Origin of the sequence: Cupriavidus sp. IDO (assembly GCF_000812465.1) — a bacterium.
In the GTDB taxonomy this organism is placed as follows: domain Bacteria; phylum Pseudomonadota; class Gammaproteobacteria; order Burkholderiales; family Burkholderiaceae; genus Cupriavidus.
In genome coordinates, this window is sequence record NZ_JWMA01000160.1 from 12,515 (window position 1) to 27,070 (window position 14,556).

The window sequence follows — 14,556 nt, forward strand, 5'->3', positions numbered from 1 at the left end:
GCCTGCCGTGTTCCGCGCCGCTCCGGCCCCGCGCAAAGTCGCTGCAAAGATCACTCTAAACCTTTCCAAAGCGTGGTCGATAACCTTTGCAACGGAGGCACTACAGCACTGCAACGCAGTCGGCCAACGTTACGGCATCCGCCGGACTGTGTAAATCACTGCATATAGGAGTCGCAACCATGGCGTCCATCATCAATACCAACTCGTTGTCTCTGATGACTCAGAACAACCTGAACGCTTCGCAATCGCAACTGAACACGGCGATCCAGCGCCTGTCTTCGGGCCTGCGCATCAACAGCGCCAAGGACGATGCCGCTGGTCTGGCCATTGCCAACCGTTTCACCTCGAACATCAACGGCCTGACGCAAGCCCAGCGCAACGCCAACGACGGTATCTCGCTGGCGCAGACGACTGAAGGCGCGCTGACCGAAGTGACCAACAACCTGCAGCGTATCCGTACGCTGTCGGTGCAGGCCGCCAACGGCTCGAACTCCGCCTCCGACCTGAAGTCGATCCAGGACGAAATCGGCCAGCGCATGTCGGAAATCGACCGCCTGTCACAACAGACCGACTTCAACGGCGTGAAGGTGCTGTCGTCGACGGCCAAGCCGGTGAACGTCCAGGTTGGCGCCAATGACGGCCAGACCATCGCCGTCAACCTGCAGGAGATCAGCACCAAGACCCTGAACCTGCAAAGCTTCAATGTGAATGGCCCGCAAGCCACGGCGACCGCCTCGTTCGCCGGCACCGCCGCTGCTGGTTCGATGGCCGCGCCCGCCGCCGCCGTCGCTGCGAACTACCAGGCTGTCTTCGGTGCTACGACCGCAGTCAGCGCCAACACCGTTGCCGAGGCGACGGGCGGCACGCTGGCCCAGACGCTGGGGATCGCCGCGGGTAGCGTCGCAGTCACCGGCACCGCCGTGGTAGACAAGAATGGCAACTGGTTCGCTGAAGTCGCCATCACCCCGGCAAACGCGACCGAAGCCCAGGCGCTGCAAAACCAGGGCATGACCCAAGCCACGGCCGCTACCGCGATGTACACCTACGTGGCGCTGGACATGTCGAACGTCGACACCACCACCACCGCTGGCACCGCCGCATTCACGCTCGACACCAGCAAGCTGACCGCCGCCAACCTGACGGCTGGCGCTTCGGCCAACCCGATGGCTACCCTGGACGCCGCTCTGCAAAAGGTAGACAGCCTGAAGAGCTCGCTGGGTTCGATCCAGAACCGCCTGGATTCCACCATCGCCAACCTGGGCACGACGATCACCAACCTGTCGTCGTCGCGTTCGCGTATCCAGGATGCGGACTACGCAACGGAAGTGTCGAACATGACCCGCGCCAACATCCTGCAACAAGCTGGTACCTCGGTCCTGGCCCAGGCCAACCAGACCACGCAAGGCGTGCTGTCGCTGCTGCGTTAATTGACTGACGCGTAGCACCGGTGCCGGGCCTCGTGCCCGGCACTGTCGTGGAATGTTTCCCCAGGGCCGTCGTCCTGGGAAAGCATTTCAAGCAACCACTGAGTCGAGACGATCATGGCTACTGCCGCTACCACTTCGTCCGCGCCGCCTGCCGCGCTGGCGACCCAGCTGACCGAATGGCCTGAGCGCCGCATGCCCGGCGCTTTCGTCGAAGCGGCTGCACCGGGCAAGCCTGGCGGCGTCGCGAAGGACGGCAAGCAACCATCGCCGTCTCTGGATGCTGCGCTCGAGCGCCTGACCGACGCGCTGCGCACCGCCTCGGTCAGCGTCCAGTTTGAAATCGACAGCACCAGCCACCGCGTCATCACCAAGGTGATGGACAAGACCAGCGGTGAAGTGATCCGCCAAATCCCGACCGAGGAGCTGGTGCGCATCTCCGATGCGATGACGCAGCTGCAAGGCCTTTTTGTGAACCAGACCGCCTGAGCCGTCCATCGGACCTGGATTTGAAGTAGCACTCTGGAGTAGAAGACATGGCAACAATCTCTAACCTCGGCGTTGGATCAGGGCTCGACCTGAGCACGCTGCTCGATCAGCTCACTACCGCCGAGCAGGCACCGCTGACGGTCATCAAGCAGCAGCAGAGCAGCTACCAGACCAAGCTGTCTGCCTATGGCCAGCTGCAGAGCATGCTTGCCGCCTTCCAGGGCACGGCCAACCAGCTATCCAAGCCAAGCTTCTTCAACGCAGCTACCGCCACCTCCAGCAACACCAATGTCCTGACTGCCACTGGCAGCAACACCGCGGCCGCCGGCAGCTATGCGGTCAATGTCACCGCCCTGGCCCAGGCGCAGTCGCTGGTGAGCACGGGCCAGGCCAAGCAGGATGCGGCGATCGGTACCGGCACGATCCATATCGACTTCGGCGCCATCACCGGTGGCACGCTCGACACCAACGCCGCCAGCCCCACCTATGGCAAGTACAGCGGGGCGAGCTTCACCGCGAATACGGGTTCGACCGGCTTCGACATCACGATCGACTCCAGCAACAACACGCTGCAAGGCATCCGCGACGCCATCAACAAGGCCAATGCCGGCGTCACTGCCAGCATCATCAACGACGGCTCCGGCACGCCCTATCGCCTCGTCCTGAACTCGAACAATACCGGCGCCACCAACAGCATGCACATCTCGGTCACGTCGAGCGACGGCACCAGCGCGCTGTCCAACTTGGTTGCCAACGATCCGGCCGGCACGCAAAACCTGCAGCAAACCGTGACCGCGCAGAATGCAACACTGACCGTCAACAACATCGCGATCCAGAGCGCCAGCAACCAGGTCAGCGGCGCCGTGCAGGGCGTGACGCTTTCGCTGGCGCAGACCGGCACCAGCAACGTCATGGTCCAGCGCGACACCGCTTCGATCCAGAATGGCGTGCAGGCCTTTGTCACTGCTTACAACAACCTGCAGAATGCAGCCACCAGCCTGTCGGCCTACGATCCCACCACGCAAACGGGTTCGCCTCTCACTGGAGACGGTGTGCTGCGCCTGATCCAGACGCAGATTCGCAGCGTGCTCAACACGCCGCAGCCGGGCAGCGGGACAAACGCCATCACGGCACTGGCACAAGTAGGTGTGACGTTCCAGCTCGATGGCACGCTGGCATTGGATACCACCAAGCTGAACAAGGCCATGAGCGACAACCCGAGCGGTGTTGCGGCCCTGTTCGGCAATGACGACGGCAAGAGCGGCTACGGCAACCAGCTGAGCACCACCATCACTGCGCTGACCAGCAACAAGGGGGCCCTGACGGCCGCCACCGACGGCATCAACCGGAGCCTGAAGGACCTGAGCGACCAGTACAGCGCGACCCAGGACCGCGTCAACGCCACCATTTCCAACTACCGTGCGCAGTTCACCCAGCTGGACATGATCATGGCCCAGATGAAGAACACCAGCACCTACCTGACGCAGCAGTTCAATGCCATGAACAACTCGTCGAGCGGCAAGTAAGCCAGCAAGCCTTTACGGGGAGCCGATCGCCATGTACGCGCGCAATGCCATCAACGCCTATTCCCAGGTCGGAGTCCAGACCGGGGCCATGAGCGCCAGCCCTCACCGGCTGATCGTCATGCTGTTTGACGGAGCGCGCGCGGCCATCGCCAGCGCCCGCTTCCATATGGACGCCGGCGATATCCCGGCCAAGGGCAATGCCATCTCGAAGGCCATCGACATCATCGTCAATGGCCTCAATGCCGCACTCGACCACGAGGCCGGCGGCGAGATCGCAGCCGATCTCGAAGCCTTGTATGACTACATGTCGCGCCGCCTGCTGCAGGCCAACCTGCGCAACGACGCCGCCCTGCTGACCGAGGTCGACGGCCTGCTCGCCCACCTCGCGTCCGCGTGGGCGCAGATCGGCGAGCAACCGCCTGCTGCCGCGCCCGCGCAAGCACAGGCACCGGCGCCCTTGCTGGCCGTGGAGAACTGAGATGCGTTCGTTCAAACTCGAAGCCCCAGGCCCGGTCACCCGCGGCTACGAAGAACTGCTGCTGCTCTCCGAGCAGATGCTGGAAGCGGCCCGCGCCGGTAACTGGGATGCGATGAGCGATCTGCAGCAGGTCTATGTCGCGGAAGTCGACCAGCTGCGCGCCCTCGGCCCGCAGCCGGTGCCCTCCACGCAGGAGCGCACGCGCCGCTACCGCCTGCTCGAGCGCATCCTTGCGCACGACGCAGCCATTCGCCAGATCATCATGCCGCAGATGTCGCAGCTCGAAGCCCTGCTGGGCAACTCCCGCCGCAGGCAGGAACTCGGCCAGGCCTACGGCGTGGCAATCTGAACCCGGGGGCGATGGCGATGCCTGCATGCATGTCTCGCCCTGCGTCCGGCGTCCGGCATCCGCCTGCTTCCTGACCGCTGACAGCCGGCCACGCCACCGCGACCGCGACCCTACGTCTTACTGGCTTGCACCATGACCGGCCTGCTCCTGCCTCCCGACGCCTCACTGACACCGCGTCCCGATACGCAGACGCTGCGGCCGACCCTTTCGGTCAACAAGCTTGCCGCGCTGCTGCCGGCGCCCGACGTCACCCAGACCAACTCACGCAACGCCGGTCAGGCCGGCAATGCTGCAATCCAGGGACGCCAGGCGCAGGAAGCCAGCGGTGCGCTCAATGGCAGCGGCCTGGTCACCACCACTTCGACACGTGAAACCCTGAGCTTTGCCGCGCGCACGATCCTCGATCTTCTCGGCCAGGCAGCGGACAGCGCCCCGCGCGCGACCGCGACGCTGATGCCGGCGCCGCCGACGCCGACCACGGCCGCCGCGCTGCCGGCCGCCCTTGCAGGTCTGGTGGACCATAGTGGCCTGTTCTACGAGTCGCACCTGGCTGAGTGGGTCAATGGGGCGCGCACGCTGACGGAAGTCCGCAAGGAGCCGCAGGCATCGCTGGGCATGCCCGCGCCGGACGGCGAACCGGATGAAGCGACGGGCCGGCCCGTCGCGCTGCTTCCCGCCCCCGCTGCCAGGCCAGGCGCCGCGGCAAATCCCCCCTCTGGCCCCGCCGCAGGCGATGCCGCCGACAGCCCTGCTGACACTCTTGCGCAGGCGCTTGCCGCCCGGACGGCACCGCGCGATCCGCTGAGCGAGGCGGCATCTGGCCGCGTGGCGGCTTACCGTGCCGCGTCAGCGCAGACCGAAGTTGGGCCGGCCGACCACGCGCTGCCGGTGCCGCGCACCCTGTCCCCCGGACCGCACACCGGCACCGGCCCTGCGGCAACCCCGCAGCAGGGCGCATTGCTCTACGAAGCCATGGCCCGCGCAGGCGACGCGCCCCAACCTGCCGCCCGCCTGCCGGAGCATGTGTACGACAGCCTGAACAATCCGCCGGCCAGCGCGACACCTGCCGGCCCCGCCGTGCATCCCGGCGCCGAAGGGCTGGTCCGCCAGCAGCTCGAGCTGCTCGCCACCCAGCAGTTCCGTTGGGCCGGCGAAGCGTGGCCCGGCACCCATATGGCATGGGAGATCGCCCGCGACCACGTCGAAGCGGACGACGAAGCCGCCCGCGGCAGGCAAGGAGCCCAGACCTGGTCGACCCGCCTGTTGCTGGAGCTGCCCGAACTGGGGACGGTCGAGGCACGGCTTTCCCTGTCGCCCGGCGGGCTGGGGGCGCGGCTGGTTGCCGGCGCGTCCGAGGTTGCCAACCGCCTTGACGATGCCCGCGCCAGACTGCAGGAACGTCTCGCAGCCAATGGCATCGAGCTGGTGCAGTTCACAGCCGGCACCGGCACGCCAAGGCGGTCGCAATGAGCAACGCCGATCATTCTCGCGGCGCTGCGGTGGCGCTGACCTATGACAAGAAGGACAGCGCACCACGCGTTGTCGCCAAGGGCTACGGTGTGGTCGCGGATTCAATCATCGCGCGAGCGAAGGAGTCCGGCGTCTATGTGCACGACTCCCCCGCTCTGGTCAACCTGCTGATGCAGGTGGATATGGACTCTCATATTCCACCGCAACTCTACGTCGCGGTGGCAGAGTTGCTGGCGTGGCTCTACCAGCTGGAGCAGGAGAAGGCCGGCGACCCGCATTTCGGCCCGGCCTGATCCGCTGACAATCGCTGGCGGACAGACAACGCATTCACCATGACTACCACCACTGCCGCGACACGCAGGAAGCCCCTACTCGAAGCCCTGACCTGGAAATTCTTCGACTTTGAAGACTATCTGTTCGAGAAGCGGCATGGACTCGATCTCGGCGGCATCATTGCGGCCAATGATCTGATGGACAGCGACTGTCTTCCCGTCGCCCATGCATCGGCGTACCACGCGGTCTGGTGCAGGAACCTGCGCGAGCTGTTTGCCGAGGCCGGGCGCACGGGCGAGACCTTCGACAACTTCATCGATCTCGGCTCGGGAAAGGGCAAGGCCTGCTTCTACGCGCACACCCGCCGGCCGTTCAGGAAGATTGTCGGCGTCGAGCTGTCTGACAGACTGAACGCCATCGCCAACGGCAACCTGGAGAAGTTCCGCTCGGGGAGCGCATCCAATATCTCGTTCACCAACACCGACGCCACCGAGTTCGAACTGCCCGATGCGCGCAACCTGATCTTCATGTTCAACCCGTTCGATGACGTGATCCTGCGCAAGTTCGTCTCGCGGAACCTGGAGCACTTCAGGAAAGGGAAGTCAATGATCGCCTATGCAAACGACGTGCACCGGGCAACGCTGGAAGATTTCGGCTTTACCGCCGTGTTCCGGAACCCGCAGCGCAAGCTCTCGCTCCATCGCCACCCGTAAGCCGGGCAATCCGGCCGTTCAAGCCGGCATGACCGTCGGCACACTTTCCCTCAGCATCGCCCGCACCGCAGCGCCTACCCGCGCGACGTCGGCGCACTCCAGGTTCAGGCCCGACGGCAGATTCACCCCGTGTGCTCCCACGGCGTAGGAAACGGTGTTGCGCGCGCGCGCCGCACGCGCCATCGGGGTTGCGGAATAGGCATCGAGACTGCTCAGCGGACTGAAGAACGGCCGGGAATCGATCCCCTGCTCGCTTAGCGCCCGGATCACGCCGGCCTTTCCCCCCAGCCGTTCGGGCAGGATCACAGTCACCATCCAATAGGAGTTGTGCACCGCCCGCGCTTCATGGTTCAGCACGATCCCGTCGCAGTCGCCAAGCTCTTCCCGATACCAGCCGAAGATCTCGCGCTTGCGCTCCACGAGTGCGTCGATGCGCTCGATCTGTGCCAGCCCCAGCGCGGCCTGGAGGCTGCTCATCTTGTACTTGTAGCCCACCTCGGCATTCTGGAACATGGTGTCACCCGGGCGGCGGCCGTGATCGCGCAGAACCATCACGCGGCGATAAATCGCTTCATCATCGGTAATGAGCATGCCGCCTTCGCCCGTGGTCAGCGTCTTGGAGCCGTGGAAACTGAAGGTTCCGGTGACGCCAAGGGTACCGGCCGCGCGACCGCGGTAGCGCGAGCCCGCGGCTTCGGCCGCGTCCTCGATGATGGCGATCCCGTGCCGGCCCGCGATTTCGGCCAGCGCGCTGTAGTCCGGCATGTTGCCGTACAGGTCGACGGCAATCACGGCCTTGGTGCGAGGCGTGATGCAGGCGGCAAAGGACTGCGGCGACAGGCACCAGTTGTCGGGATCGATGTCGGCAAACACCGGTGTGGCGCCCACATAGCTGACCGGCGCCGCGCTGGCGATCCACGTGCAGTCGGGAACGATCACCTCGTCGCCCGGACCGATGCCCAGCGCGAGCAACGACAGGTGCAGCGCCGAGGTGCACGACGGCAGCGATACCGCATGGCGAACGCCATGGTACTCCGCGAACGCACGCTCGAAGCGGTCGTTATAGACGTTGGCGTTGGCGTACCAGGCGTTGGCCACGGCGTCCGTGACATAAGCAATCTCCTTCTCGGTGATCGAAGGACCAGAGACCGGAATGCGCTTCATGATGTAACTATCCGAGAATGCCCGGCCCGGATGGCCGGTTGGTTGGATCAGGCAGCCGCACCGCTCGCGCATGCGCTGCGCCACGATATGGTGCCGGAGCAGATATGACGCACACCGTCGCGTCCGCAGTTGGCCACCAGGTCAAGCCCGGTGACATAGGGGGTAAAGTCGCCGTGGCGCTGGGAATAAGGGCTCAGCCGGTAGTCCATGTATTCCACCGCGATGCCGGCCCGCTCGAGCAGTTCGTGATCCAGGTACTGCTTCGCGCCATGCCCGGTCACGTAGCGTGTGGCGCCCAGCCGCTGGCATAGCGCAAAGACACGTTGGCTGCTGTGCCCGGCCGCGTCCAGCGCCGACGAATCCAGGAAGGCCCTGCCTGCATCGAGCCCGAAGTAGCGCGTCAGGGCCATGGTGGAGGCACGCGAGAGTTCCGACAGGTATCGCGCCGGCGCGGAGAACACGTCATCAACCAGCGCCAGCATGTCGTGCACATATGGCGCACCCGCATAGGCATGGCGCAAGAGGTTGCGGCTTTTGCCTCGCCAGTCGGTGCGATCGTCCAGCTCCAGCCCGCCGATCAGGCTACCCAGGTGCCGGCCGCGCAACGGCACCGTCATCCAGCGCATGCCGTCCCGGGTCTTGACCTGCACCCGGCTGACACGGTTTGCCGGTCCGGTCGAGAACTGGGCGTCATCGTAGAAGACGTAGGTATCGCTCAGCCGGATCTGCTCCAGCATGCCGACCCACGGAAAGAGCATGGGTTGGGAGATAACCAGGCTGTGGTCCGCCTTCGGCACGTCAGGCACCCGCATGATCCAGCATCCTGATCTCCGGCACGGCCACCGCGAAGCGCCCGCCCCACTCGTGCACATAGCGATGCTGGTCCCGCACCTCGTCCGCGATATTCCATGGCAGGATCAGCACGATGTCCGGCCGAGAGGCGCGCAGCTGCGTTGGCGCGACCACCGGAATGCGGCTGCCCGGCAGGTAGCGGCCCTGCTTGGACGGTGCCGCATCGCAGACGAACGGCAGCAGGTCCGGCCGCACGCCGGCGTAGTTGAGCAGCGTATTGCCCTTGGCTGCCGCGCCGTAGGCCGCCACGCGGCGCCCCGCGCGCTTCTGCCCGATCAGGAACGTGACAAGCGCATCCTTGACGGCATCCGCGCGTGCCTGGAAGTCCAGGTAGGTCGAGACCCGGCGCAAGCCGAAGGTTTCCTCCGCCTGAAGCAGCGTCTTCACCGCGGCGCTGGGCGCGCGCGCGTCATCGGCGTGGCCGCCATAGACGCGCAGGCTGCCGCCATGGGTCGTCAGCGTGTCGACATCCAGCACCCGCAGCCCTGCGGACGCAAAGATCCGCTGCACCGTATCCAGCGATAGATACGAGAAGTGCTCGTGGTAGACGGTGTCGAATTGGGTCTGTGCGATCAGCTGCATCAGGTGGGGGAATTCCAGCGTGATCGTACCGCCCGGCTTCAGCGCAGCCTTGAGCCCACGCGTGAAGTCATTGATGTCCGGCACATGCGCAAAGACGTTGTTGCCGGCGATAAGATCGGCCTGCCTGCCTTCCGACGCCAGCCGTTCGCCCAGCGCCTGCCCGAAGAACTCGCGCAGCGTCGGCACACCGATGGCTTCCGCGGCCTGCGCGGTGCTGGCCGTCGGCTCGATGCCCAGGCATGGAATGCCGGTGGCGACGAAGTTCTTCAGCAGGTAGCCGTCGTTGGAGGCCACTTCGATGACGAAGCTCTTCGGCCCCAGATCGAGGCGGCGCGCAATCTGGCTCGCGTAGGCCGCCGCATGGGCCAGCCAGGTCTGCGACGTCGACGAGAAGTACGCGTAGTCACGGCTGAACAGCTCGTCGGCGCGCGCGTAGTCTTCAGTCTGCACCAGCCAGCAGTGCGAGCACACATGCAGCCTGAGCGGGAAACAGGTCTCCGGCGCCCGCAGGTCGGCCGCTGTCAGATAAGCATTGGAAGGCGGCGCGGACCCCAGGTCCAGGAAGACGTGGTCGAGCGCGGCATTGCAGTGACGGCAATTCATGGATGGAGACCGGCAAAGCCGGCACTGAGAAGCGGATGGGAACGGTCGCGTGCCGAAATATCGGTCACGGGCAGCGGCCAGCGGATCCCAAGCGCGGGATCGTCGTGGCGTACCCCGCCTTCGGCCTGCGGCGTATAGGGTGCGGTATGCAGATACAGCAGCTCGCTGTCGGCGTCGAGCACCTGGAACCCGTGCGCGCAGCCTTCCGGAATCAGGACCATGCTGGCATTGCCGGGGCTCAGCTCTTCGGCATGCCACTGCAGGAAGGTCGGCGATCCTGCGCGCAGATCCACCATCACGTCCCAGACCCGGCCACGCAGGCAACGCACCAGTTTCATCTCGGCATGCGGCGCATGCTGGAAATGCAGCCCGCGCACCGCACCGGCTTCACGCGTGCACGAGTGGTTGGCCTGCATCACGCGGCGCGGGCCCAGCAGCTCGGCAAGCGCATCCACGCAGAAGAGCCGCGCGAACGCGCCGCGATGGTCCGCAACGGGCTCGCCCTGGACCAGCGCTGCACCGGGGATGGCAAGCGGAGCCAGCTTCATGCGGCCACCCAGTTCACGCCGGCCGCGGCCGCGTCCGCGATGTATGCATCCAGCTGCCGGCGCGTCGGCGCGCCACCGTCAGCCTGTTCGCGATACCACGCAGCGGTCGCGGCGAGCGCCTGCCCGAGGTTCCAGGCGGGCTGCCAGCCAAGCCTTGACCTGGCCAGAGAGCTGTCGAGATACAGCAGTTTGGCTTCGTGTGGTTGCGGTGCATCGGACACACGCCATGCCAGCGCCGGCCAGTGCCCTTGCATCTGGGCAAGCACGGCCTCGACACTGCGGTTGTCCTGCGCGGCCGGCCCGAAGTTCCAGGCGGCGGCGCAGCTATGGTCGCCTTCCAGCAGCCGCTGTCCCAGCAGCAGGTAGCCGGCCAGGCAATCGAGCACGTGCTGCCACGGCCGCGTGGCATGGGGCGAACGGATCTCCAGCGTCTCGCCGCGGCTGCTGGCACGGACGAGGTCGGGGATCAGGCGGTCTTCCGACCAGTCGCCGCCGCCAAGCACGTTGCCGGCGCGGGCAGTCGCCAGCAGCGGCGCACCGTCTTGCGAGAAGAAGCCCTGGCGATAGCTGGCCGCGACCAGCTCAGCCGCCGCCTTGGATGCGCTATAGGGATCGTGGCCGCCCAGGCGGTCGCTCTCACGATAGCCCCAGGCCCACTCCTGGTTCGCATAGACTTTGTCGGTGGTGACCACCACCACTGCCCGCACGCAGCGATGCCGCCGGCAGGCTTCCAGTACGTTGGCCGTCCCCATGACATTGGTCGACCAGCTCTCGAGCGGATCCCGGTAGGAGCGGCGCACCAGCGGCTGCGCCGCAAGATGGAACACGATCTCGGGCTGGCTCTGCGCCAGCGCGGCATCGAGCGCAGGCAGGTCGCGCACGTCGCCACGCAAGTCGGTGGCCGGCAGGTCCAGCAATTGCCAGTGGCTGGGGGTCGTGGCCGGAGCCAGGGCAAAGCCGGTCAGCGTCGCACCGAGCTGCACCAGCCACTGCGCCAGCCAGCTGCCCTTGAAACCGGTATGGCCGGTGAGCAAGACGCGCCGGCCCTCATAGATATCGTCGAACTGCCTCACGTCCAGACTTTCCATGGCGGGTTGCCGCCAGCCCAGAGTTGCTCCAGGTGGTTCTTGTCGCGCAGGGTATCCATCGCCTGCCAGAAGCCCTTGTGCATGAATGCCTGCAGGATGCCCTGTTCGGCGAGCTGGCTCATCGGCTCGTCCTCCCAGATGGTAGTGTCGTCGCTCACCAGGTCGATCACGGAAGGTTCCAGCACGAAGAAGCCCGCATTGATCCAGTTGCCATCCCCGGCCGGCTTCTCCTGGAAGCGATCGACCGAAGTGCCTTCGATTTTCAGCGACCCATAACGTCCCGGCGGCTGGATCGCCGTAACCGTGGCCGGCTTGCCGTGCGCGAGGTGGAAGTCGAGCAGCGCCCGGATATTGATATCAGATACGCCGTCGCCATACGTAAAGCAGAACGACTCTTCCTCCAGGTACTCTCGCACGCGCTTCATGCGACCGCCGGTCATGGTGTGCTCGCCCGTATCGACAAGCGTGACCCGCCATGGCTCGGCGTGGCGCTGGTGGACTTCCATGCGGTTGTGCTTCAGGTCGAAGGTCACGTCCGACATATGCAGGAAGTAGTTGGCGAAGTACTCCTTGACGACATAGCCCTTGTAGCCCAGGCAGATCACGAAGTCATTGATCCCGTAGTGGGAGTAGGTCTTCATGATGTGCCACAGGACCGGCTTGCCTCCGATCTCGATCATGGGCTTGGGACGCAGGTGCGATTCCTCGGAGATACGGGTCCCGAGGCCGCCAGCCAGGATTACTGCCTTCATGCCGCCATCTCCTCTTGCCCCACCGGAATGCCGGCAATCTCGTATGCCGATGGCACCGGTTGCGCCTCCAGGTAGGCCAGCTCCACGCCAAAGGCCTCCTGCAGGAACGCCGCCAGGGGTGACTTGTCCTGGCCCAGTTCGTCCAGGCGCGCCAGCAACAAGCGGTACAGCGGCAGCGAATACTTGCGCAGGGTGGCACTATCGATCAGGAGGTCGAGCGCGGCCTCCCGGTCTCCGTCACGGTAGGCGATCTCGGACAGCGCGTAGGCCACCAGCCAGTGCCTGCTCCATTTGGCTGAGATATTCTCCAGGATATTGATCAGGCCATCCGGATTGCTGGCCCGGAGTTCGCGGACCACGGCCAGAACGATTTCTTCCATGGCATGCCAGCGGCCGCCGAAATAAACGCCCTCGCCGGCAGCCCTCGGCAACAACCCGGGCTGGCGGTAGGTGCCGACCCAGCCCGCTAGCTCGCCTTCGAACCAGCGACAGAATCCGGCGGCATCGGACAGCGGGCTGGCCTCGAACATCGGGCGAATGGACTGGCGCAGCGCGTTCAACTGAGCGACGTCTTCGGCGAGCTCGACGGCCATCTCCACGTATTGCGCTTCGGTTCGGCAGACAAGGCCTTCCAGGCCTACCGCGCGCAGGAACGACGCCGCCACGCGTTCGTGGCTGGCCTTGCCCGCCAGCGTGACGAGCGGAACACCCATCCACAGCGCATCGCAGGCGTTGGCACCACCGGTCAGCGGCGACGTATCGAGCACCACGTCGATCCTGTTATATGTCAGGTACTGCTGCAGGGTCTGTCGGTTTACGCAGATTACGCGGTCGGACGCGATGCCCGCCTCCTCCATCCGGTTCAGCAGGGGCGCGCGTACCGCCTCATTATCGAGCCCCATGCATTCCACCAGCAACTTGCTGCCCGGACAGCGCGCCAGCACCTCGCTCCACATTCGCAGCGTGCGGGGGCTGATCTTCGCCAGGTTGATGCAGCAGCCAAAGGTGATATAGCCATTCTCCAGCGCGGGCGTGGCGCGCACCTTGTAAAGCGAGCCATATGCATGGATTGGCCGCCCGACCAGCGGGTAATAGACAGCCGACACGACCGGCGCGCGCACAAGGCTCTCGGTGTGGTAGGCCTCATTGCCGGCAGGGTCCATTTCACTGTCGGTCAGCCGGTAATCGATCTGCAGCATGCCGGTCGTACCCGCATATCCGATCCAGGTCATCTGCCGCGCGGCAAGGCGCTGGGCCATATGGCGCAACGGTGTGTTGCGCGTATAGCCGCCCAGGTCGATCAGAACATCAAGCTTCGCGGCGCGGATGACGTCGGCAATCTTTTCCCGCGGCTCACCGGCCAGACTGATGAAGTGCTCTGCGTAGTTCTGAATCTTGCGCGTAATGTTGTCCTGGCGCCCATTCAGCGAATACACGAACACCTCAATCCGGGTATGGTCGAGGTTGGCAAGGAACGGAAGGACAAAGTACGCGCACGCGTGGGAGTAGAGGTCATTGGACATCAGGCCCAGCCGGATCCTCCCATCATCATTCGGCTTCTCGAATGGCAGGATGGCAGCGCCACGCGGCGCCAGCAGCGAGGCGCAGCCTTCGGCCTCGCGGCGCAGGTCAAGCGGCGTTGTGGCCTCGTCGAACAACATGGTGAACAGCAGGTTGAACCGGATCGTCTCCGACCGCGGAGCCATCTCCCTGGCCTTTCGCAGCGCAACCAGCGCCTCCGGTACGGCGCCTGTCTCCTTCAGCGTGTTGGCGTAGTTCGACAGCAGGTCTGCATTGCCCGGTTGCAGTTCCAGCGCCCTGATGGCGGCGTCCTTGGCCGCCTGGTACTGCTGCATGGCGTGCAGTACAGCCGAGTAGTTCTGCCAGACCGTCCAGATCCCTGCGTCCTTGGCAAGGGCTGACTCGAGGATCTGCTTGCTTTCATCATAGCGACCCAGGTCCATCAGGATCTTTCCGGCCAGAACCTCGACGGCCACATTACCCCGGAATCTGCGCTGCGCTTCGTCGGCAATGCGCAGCGACTCCTGAGCGGCACCGAGAGAAAGATGACTCAGGGCGCGCAGGCAGTAGCTGTCCGGATTTGACTTATCAAACCGCTCGGCCTGCTCTGCCAGCCGGATGCAATCGTGATAACGCTGCGCCTCGAGGCTGGCGGCGGCCTGGCTGATGTAGCGAGACACCCGCGACGCGTAATAGTTGTTGTTTTGCATGATGATGATTGGGG

The 14,556-nt window shown here is 65.0% G+C and carries 15 protein-coding genes; 8 read left to right on the forward strand and 7 right to left on the reverse strand.

The window, feature by feature from the left end; translation table 11 throughout:
• Positions 1-179 precede the first annotated feature (179 nt).
• The 8 genes from RM96_RS29945 (at position 180) to RM96_RS36510 (ending at position 6,722) form a co-directional block, all read left to right on the forward strand.
• On the forward strand, positions 180-1,427 hold the full coding sequence (locus RM96_RS29945) for a flagellin FliC (RefSeq protein WP_039015367.1): 1,248 nt from the start codon (positions 180-182) through the stop codon (positions 1,425-1,427).
• A gap of 114 nt (positions 1,428-1,541) precedes the next feature.
• The gene (locus RM96_RS29950; RefSeq protein ID WP_039015368.1) at positions 1,542-1,913 is read left to right on the forward strand and encodes a flagellar protein FlaG; all 372 of its coding nucleotides are present in this window, start codon (positions 1,542-1,544) and stop codon (positions 1,911-1,913) included.
• A 47-nt stretch (positions 1,914-1,960) separates the two neighbouring features.
• A complete protein-coding gene (gene fliD / locus RM96_RS29955; protein WP_039015369.1) occupies positions 1,961-3,439 on the forward strand; it encodes a flagellar filament capping protein FliD in 1,479 nt (492 codons plus the stop codon).
• A gap of 31 nt (positions 3,440-3,470) precedes the next feature.
• Positions 3,471-3,917: a flagellar export chaperone FliS gene (fliS, locus tag RM96_RS29960; protein WP_039015370.1), complete on the forward strand. Its 447-nt coding sequence runs from the start codon at positions 3,471-3,473 to the stop codon at positions 3,915-3,917.
• A gap of 1 nt (position 3,918) precedes the next feature.
• Entirely contained in the window at positions 3,919-4,266 is a 348-nt protein-coding gene (locus tag RM96_RS29965) for a flagellar protein FliT (RefSeq protein ID WP_039015371.1), read from the forward strand.
• 132 nt (positions 4,267-4,398) lie between these two features.
• Positions 4,399-5,736 carry a flagellar hook-length control protein FliK gene (locus tag RM96_RS29970; RefSeq protein WP_039015372.1) on the forward strand — a complete coding sequence of 446 codons (1,338 nt, stop codon included), beginning with the start codon at positions 4,399-4,401 and terminating at the stop codon, positions 5,734-5,736.
• Positions 5,733-6,029 carry an EscU/YscU/HrcU family type III secretion system export apparatus switch protein gene (locus RM96_RS29975; RefSeq protein WP_039015373.1) on the forward strand — a complete coding sequence of 99 codons (297 nt, stop codon included), beginning with the start codon at positions 5,733-5,735 and terminating at the stop codon, positions 6,027-6,029. Before RM96_RS29970 ends, RM96_RS29975 begins: the two co-directional genes overlap by 4 nt.
• Before the next feature lie 39 nt (positions 6,030-6,068).
• The gene (locus RM96_RS36510) at positions 6,069-6,722 is read left to right on the forward strand and encodes a class I SAM-dependent methyltransferase (RefSeq protein WP_052279840.1); all 654 of its coding nucleotides are present in this window, start codon (positions 6,069-6,071) and stop codon (positions 6,720-6,722) included.
• An 18-nt stretch (positions 6,723-6,740) separates the two neighbouring features.
• Here RM96_RS36510 and RM96_RS29985 read toward each other — a convergent pair whose 3' ends face one another.
• Genes RM96_RS29985 through RM96_RS30015 form a run of 7 tightly spaced genes read right to left on the reverse strand, consistent with a single transcriptional unit; the run spans position 6,741 to position 14,542 of the window.
• Positions 6,741-7,886, reverse strand: coding sequence for a DegT/DnrJ/EryC1/StrS family aminotransferase (locus RM96_RS29985; protein WP_082016792.1), 1,146 nt, complete (start codon positions 7,884-7,886; stop codon positions 6,741-6,743).
• Positions 7,887-7,933: 47 nt separating this feature from the next.
• The gene (locus RM96_RS29990) at positions 7,934-8,698 is read right to left on the reverse strand and encodes a WbqC family protein (protein ID WP_052279841.1); all 765 of its coding nucleotides are present in this window, start codon (positions 8,696-8,698) and stop codon (positions 7,934-7,936) included.
• Positions 8,685-9,923, reverse strand: a complete 1,239-nt coding sequence (locus RM96_RS29995) for a class I SAM-dependent methyltransferase (protein ID WP_039015374.1) — start codon at positions 9,921-9,923, stop codon at positions 8,685-8,687. Before RM96_RS29995 ends, RM96_RS29990 begins: the two co-directional genes overlap by 14 nt.
• Entirely contained in the window at positions 9,920-10,471 is a 552-nt protein-coding gene (locus tag RM96_RS30000) for a dTDP-4-dehydrorhamnose 3,5-epimerase family protein (protein ID WP_039015375.1), read from the reverse strand. Before RM96_RS30000 ends, RM96_RS29995 begins: the two co-directional genes overlap by 4 nt.
• The gene (gene rfbG, locus RM96_RS30005; RefSeq protein ID WP_039015376.1) at positions 10,468-11,559 is read right to left on the reverse strand and encodes a CDP-glucose 4,6-dehydratase; all 1,092 of its coding nucleotides are present in this window, start codon (positions 11,557-11,559) and stop codon (positions 10,468-10,470) included. Before rfbG ends, RM96_RS30000 begins: the two co-directional genes overlap by 4 nt.
• Complete coding sequence (gene rfbF, locus RM96_RS30010) at positions 11,541-12,311, reverse strand: glucose-1-phosphate cytidylyltransferase (RefSeq protein ID WP_039015377.1); 771 nt, start codon at positions 12,309-12,311, stop codon at positions 11,541-11,543. Before rfbF ends, rfbG begins: the two co-directional genes overlap by 19 nt.
• Entirely contained in the window at positions 12,308-14,542 is a 2,235-nt protein-coding gene (locus RM96_RS30015; protein WP_039015378.1) for an O-linked N-acetylglucosamine transferase, SPINDLY family protein, read from the reverse strand. The genes rfbF and RM96_RS30015 overlap by 4 nt, the downstream gene beginning before the upstream one ends.
• Between the last annotated feature and the right edge of the window lie 14 nt (positions 14,543-14,556).

Bases quoted from the DNA above. Each gene is read 5' to 3' on its own strand.
- RM96_RS36510 (WP_052279840.1), top strand. From the start codon at position 6,069: ATGACTACCACCACTGCCGCGACACGCAGGAAGCCCCTACTCGAAGCC.
- RM96_RS29950 (WP_039015368.1), top strand. From the start codon at position 1,542: ATGGCTACTGCCGCTACCACTTCGTCCGCGCCGCCTGCCGCGCTGGCG.
- fliS (WP_039015370.1), top strand. From the start codon at position 3,471: ATGTACGCGCGCAATGCCATCAACGCCTATTCCCAGGTCGGAGTCCAG.
- RM96_RS30000 (WP_039015375.1), bottom strand. From the start codon at position 10,471: ATGAAGCTGGCTCCGCTTGCCATCCCCGGTGCAGCGCTGGTCCAGGGC.
- RM96_RS29975 (WP_039015373.1), top strand. From the start codon at position 5,733: ATGAGCAACGCCGATCATTCTCGCGGCGCTGCGGTGGCGCTGACCTAT.
- rfbG (WP_039015376.1), bottom strand. From the start codon at position 11,559: ATGGAAAGTCTGGACGTGAGGCAGTTCGACGATATCTATGAGGGCCGG.
- RM96_RS29990 (WP_052279841.1), bottom strand. From the start codon at position 8,698: ATGCGGGTGCCTGACGTGCCGAAGGCGGACCACAGCCTGGTTATCTCC.
- RM96_RS29970 (WP_039015372.1), top strand. From the start codon at position 4,399: ATGACCGGCCTGCTCCTGCCTCCCGACGCCTCACTGACACCGCGTCCC.
- fliD (WP_039015369.1), top strand. From the start codon at position 1,961: ATGGCAACAATCTCTAACCTCGGCGTTGGATCAGGGCTCGACCTGAGC.
- RM96_RS30015 (WP_039015378.1), bottom strand. From the start codon at position 14,542: ATGCAAAACAACAACTATTACGCGTCGCGGGTGTCTCGCTACATCAGC.
- RM96_RS29965 (WP_039015371.1), top strand. From the start codon at position 3,919: ATGCGTTCGTTCAAACTCGAAGCCCCAGGCCCGGTCACCCGCGGCTAC.
- RM96_RS29945 (WP_039015367.1), top strand. From the start codon at position 180: ATGGCGTCCATCATCAATACCAACTCGTTGTCTCTGATGACTCAGAAC.
- rfbF (WP_039015377.1), bottom strand. From the start codon at position 12,311: ATGAAGGCAGTAATCCTGGCTGGCGGCCTCGGGACCCGTATCTCCGAG.
- RM96_RS29995 (WP_039015374.1), bottom strand. From the start codon at position 9,923: ATGAATTGCCGTCACTGCAATGCCGCGCTCGACCACGTCTTCCTGGAC.
- RM96_RS29985 (WP_082016792.1), bottom strand. From the start codon at position 7,886: ATGAAGCGCATTCCGGTCTCTGGTCCTTCGATCACCGAGAAGGAGATT.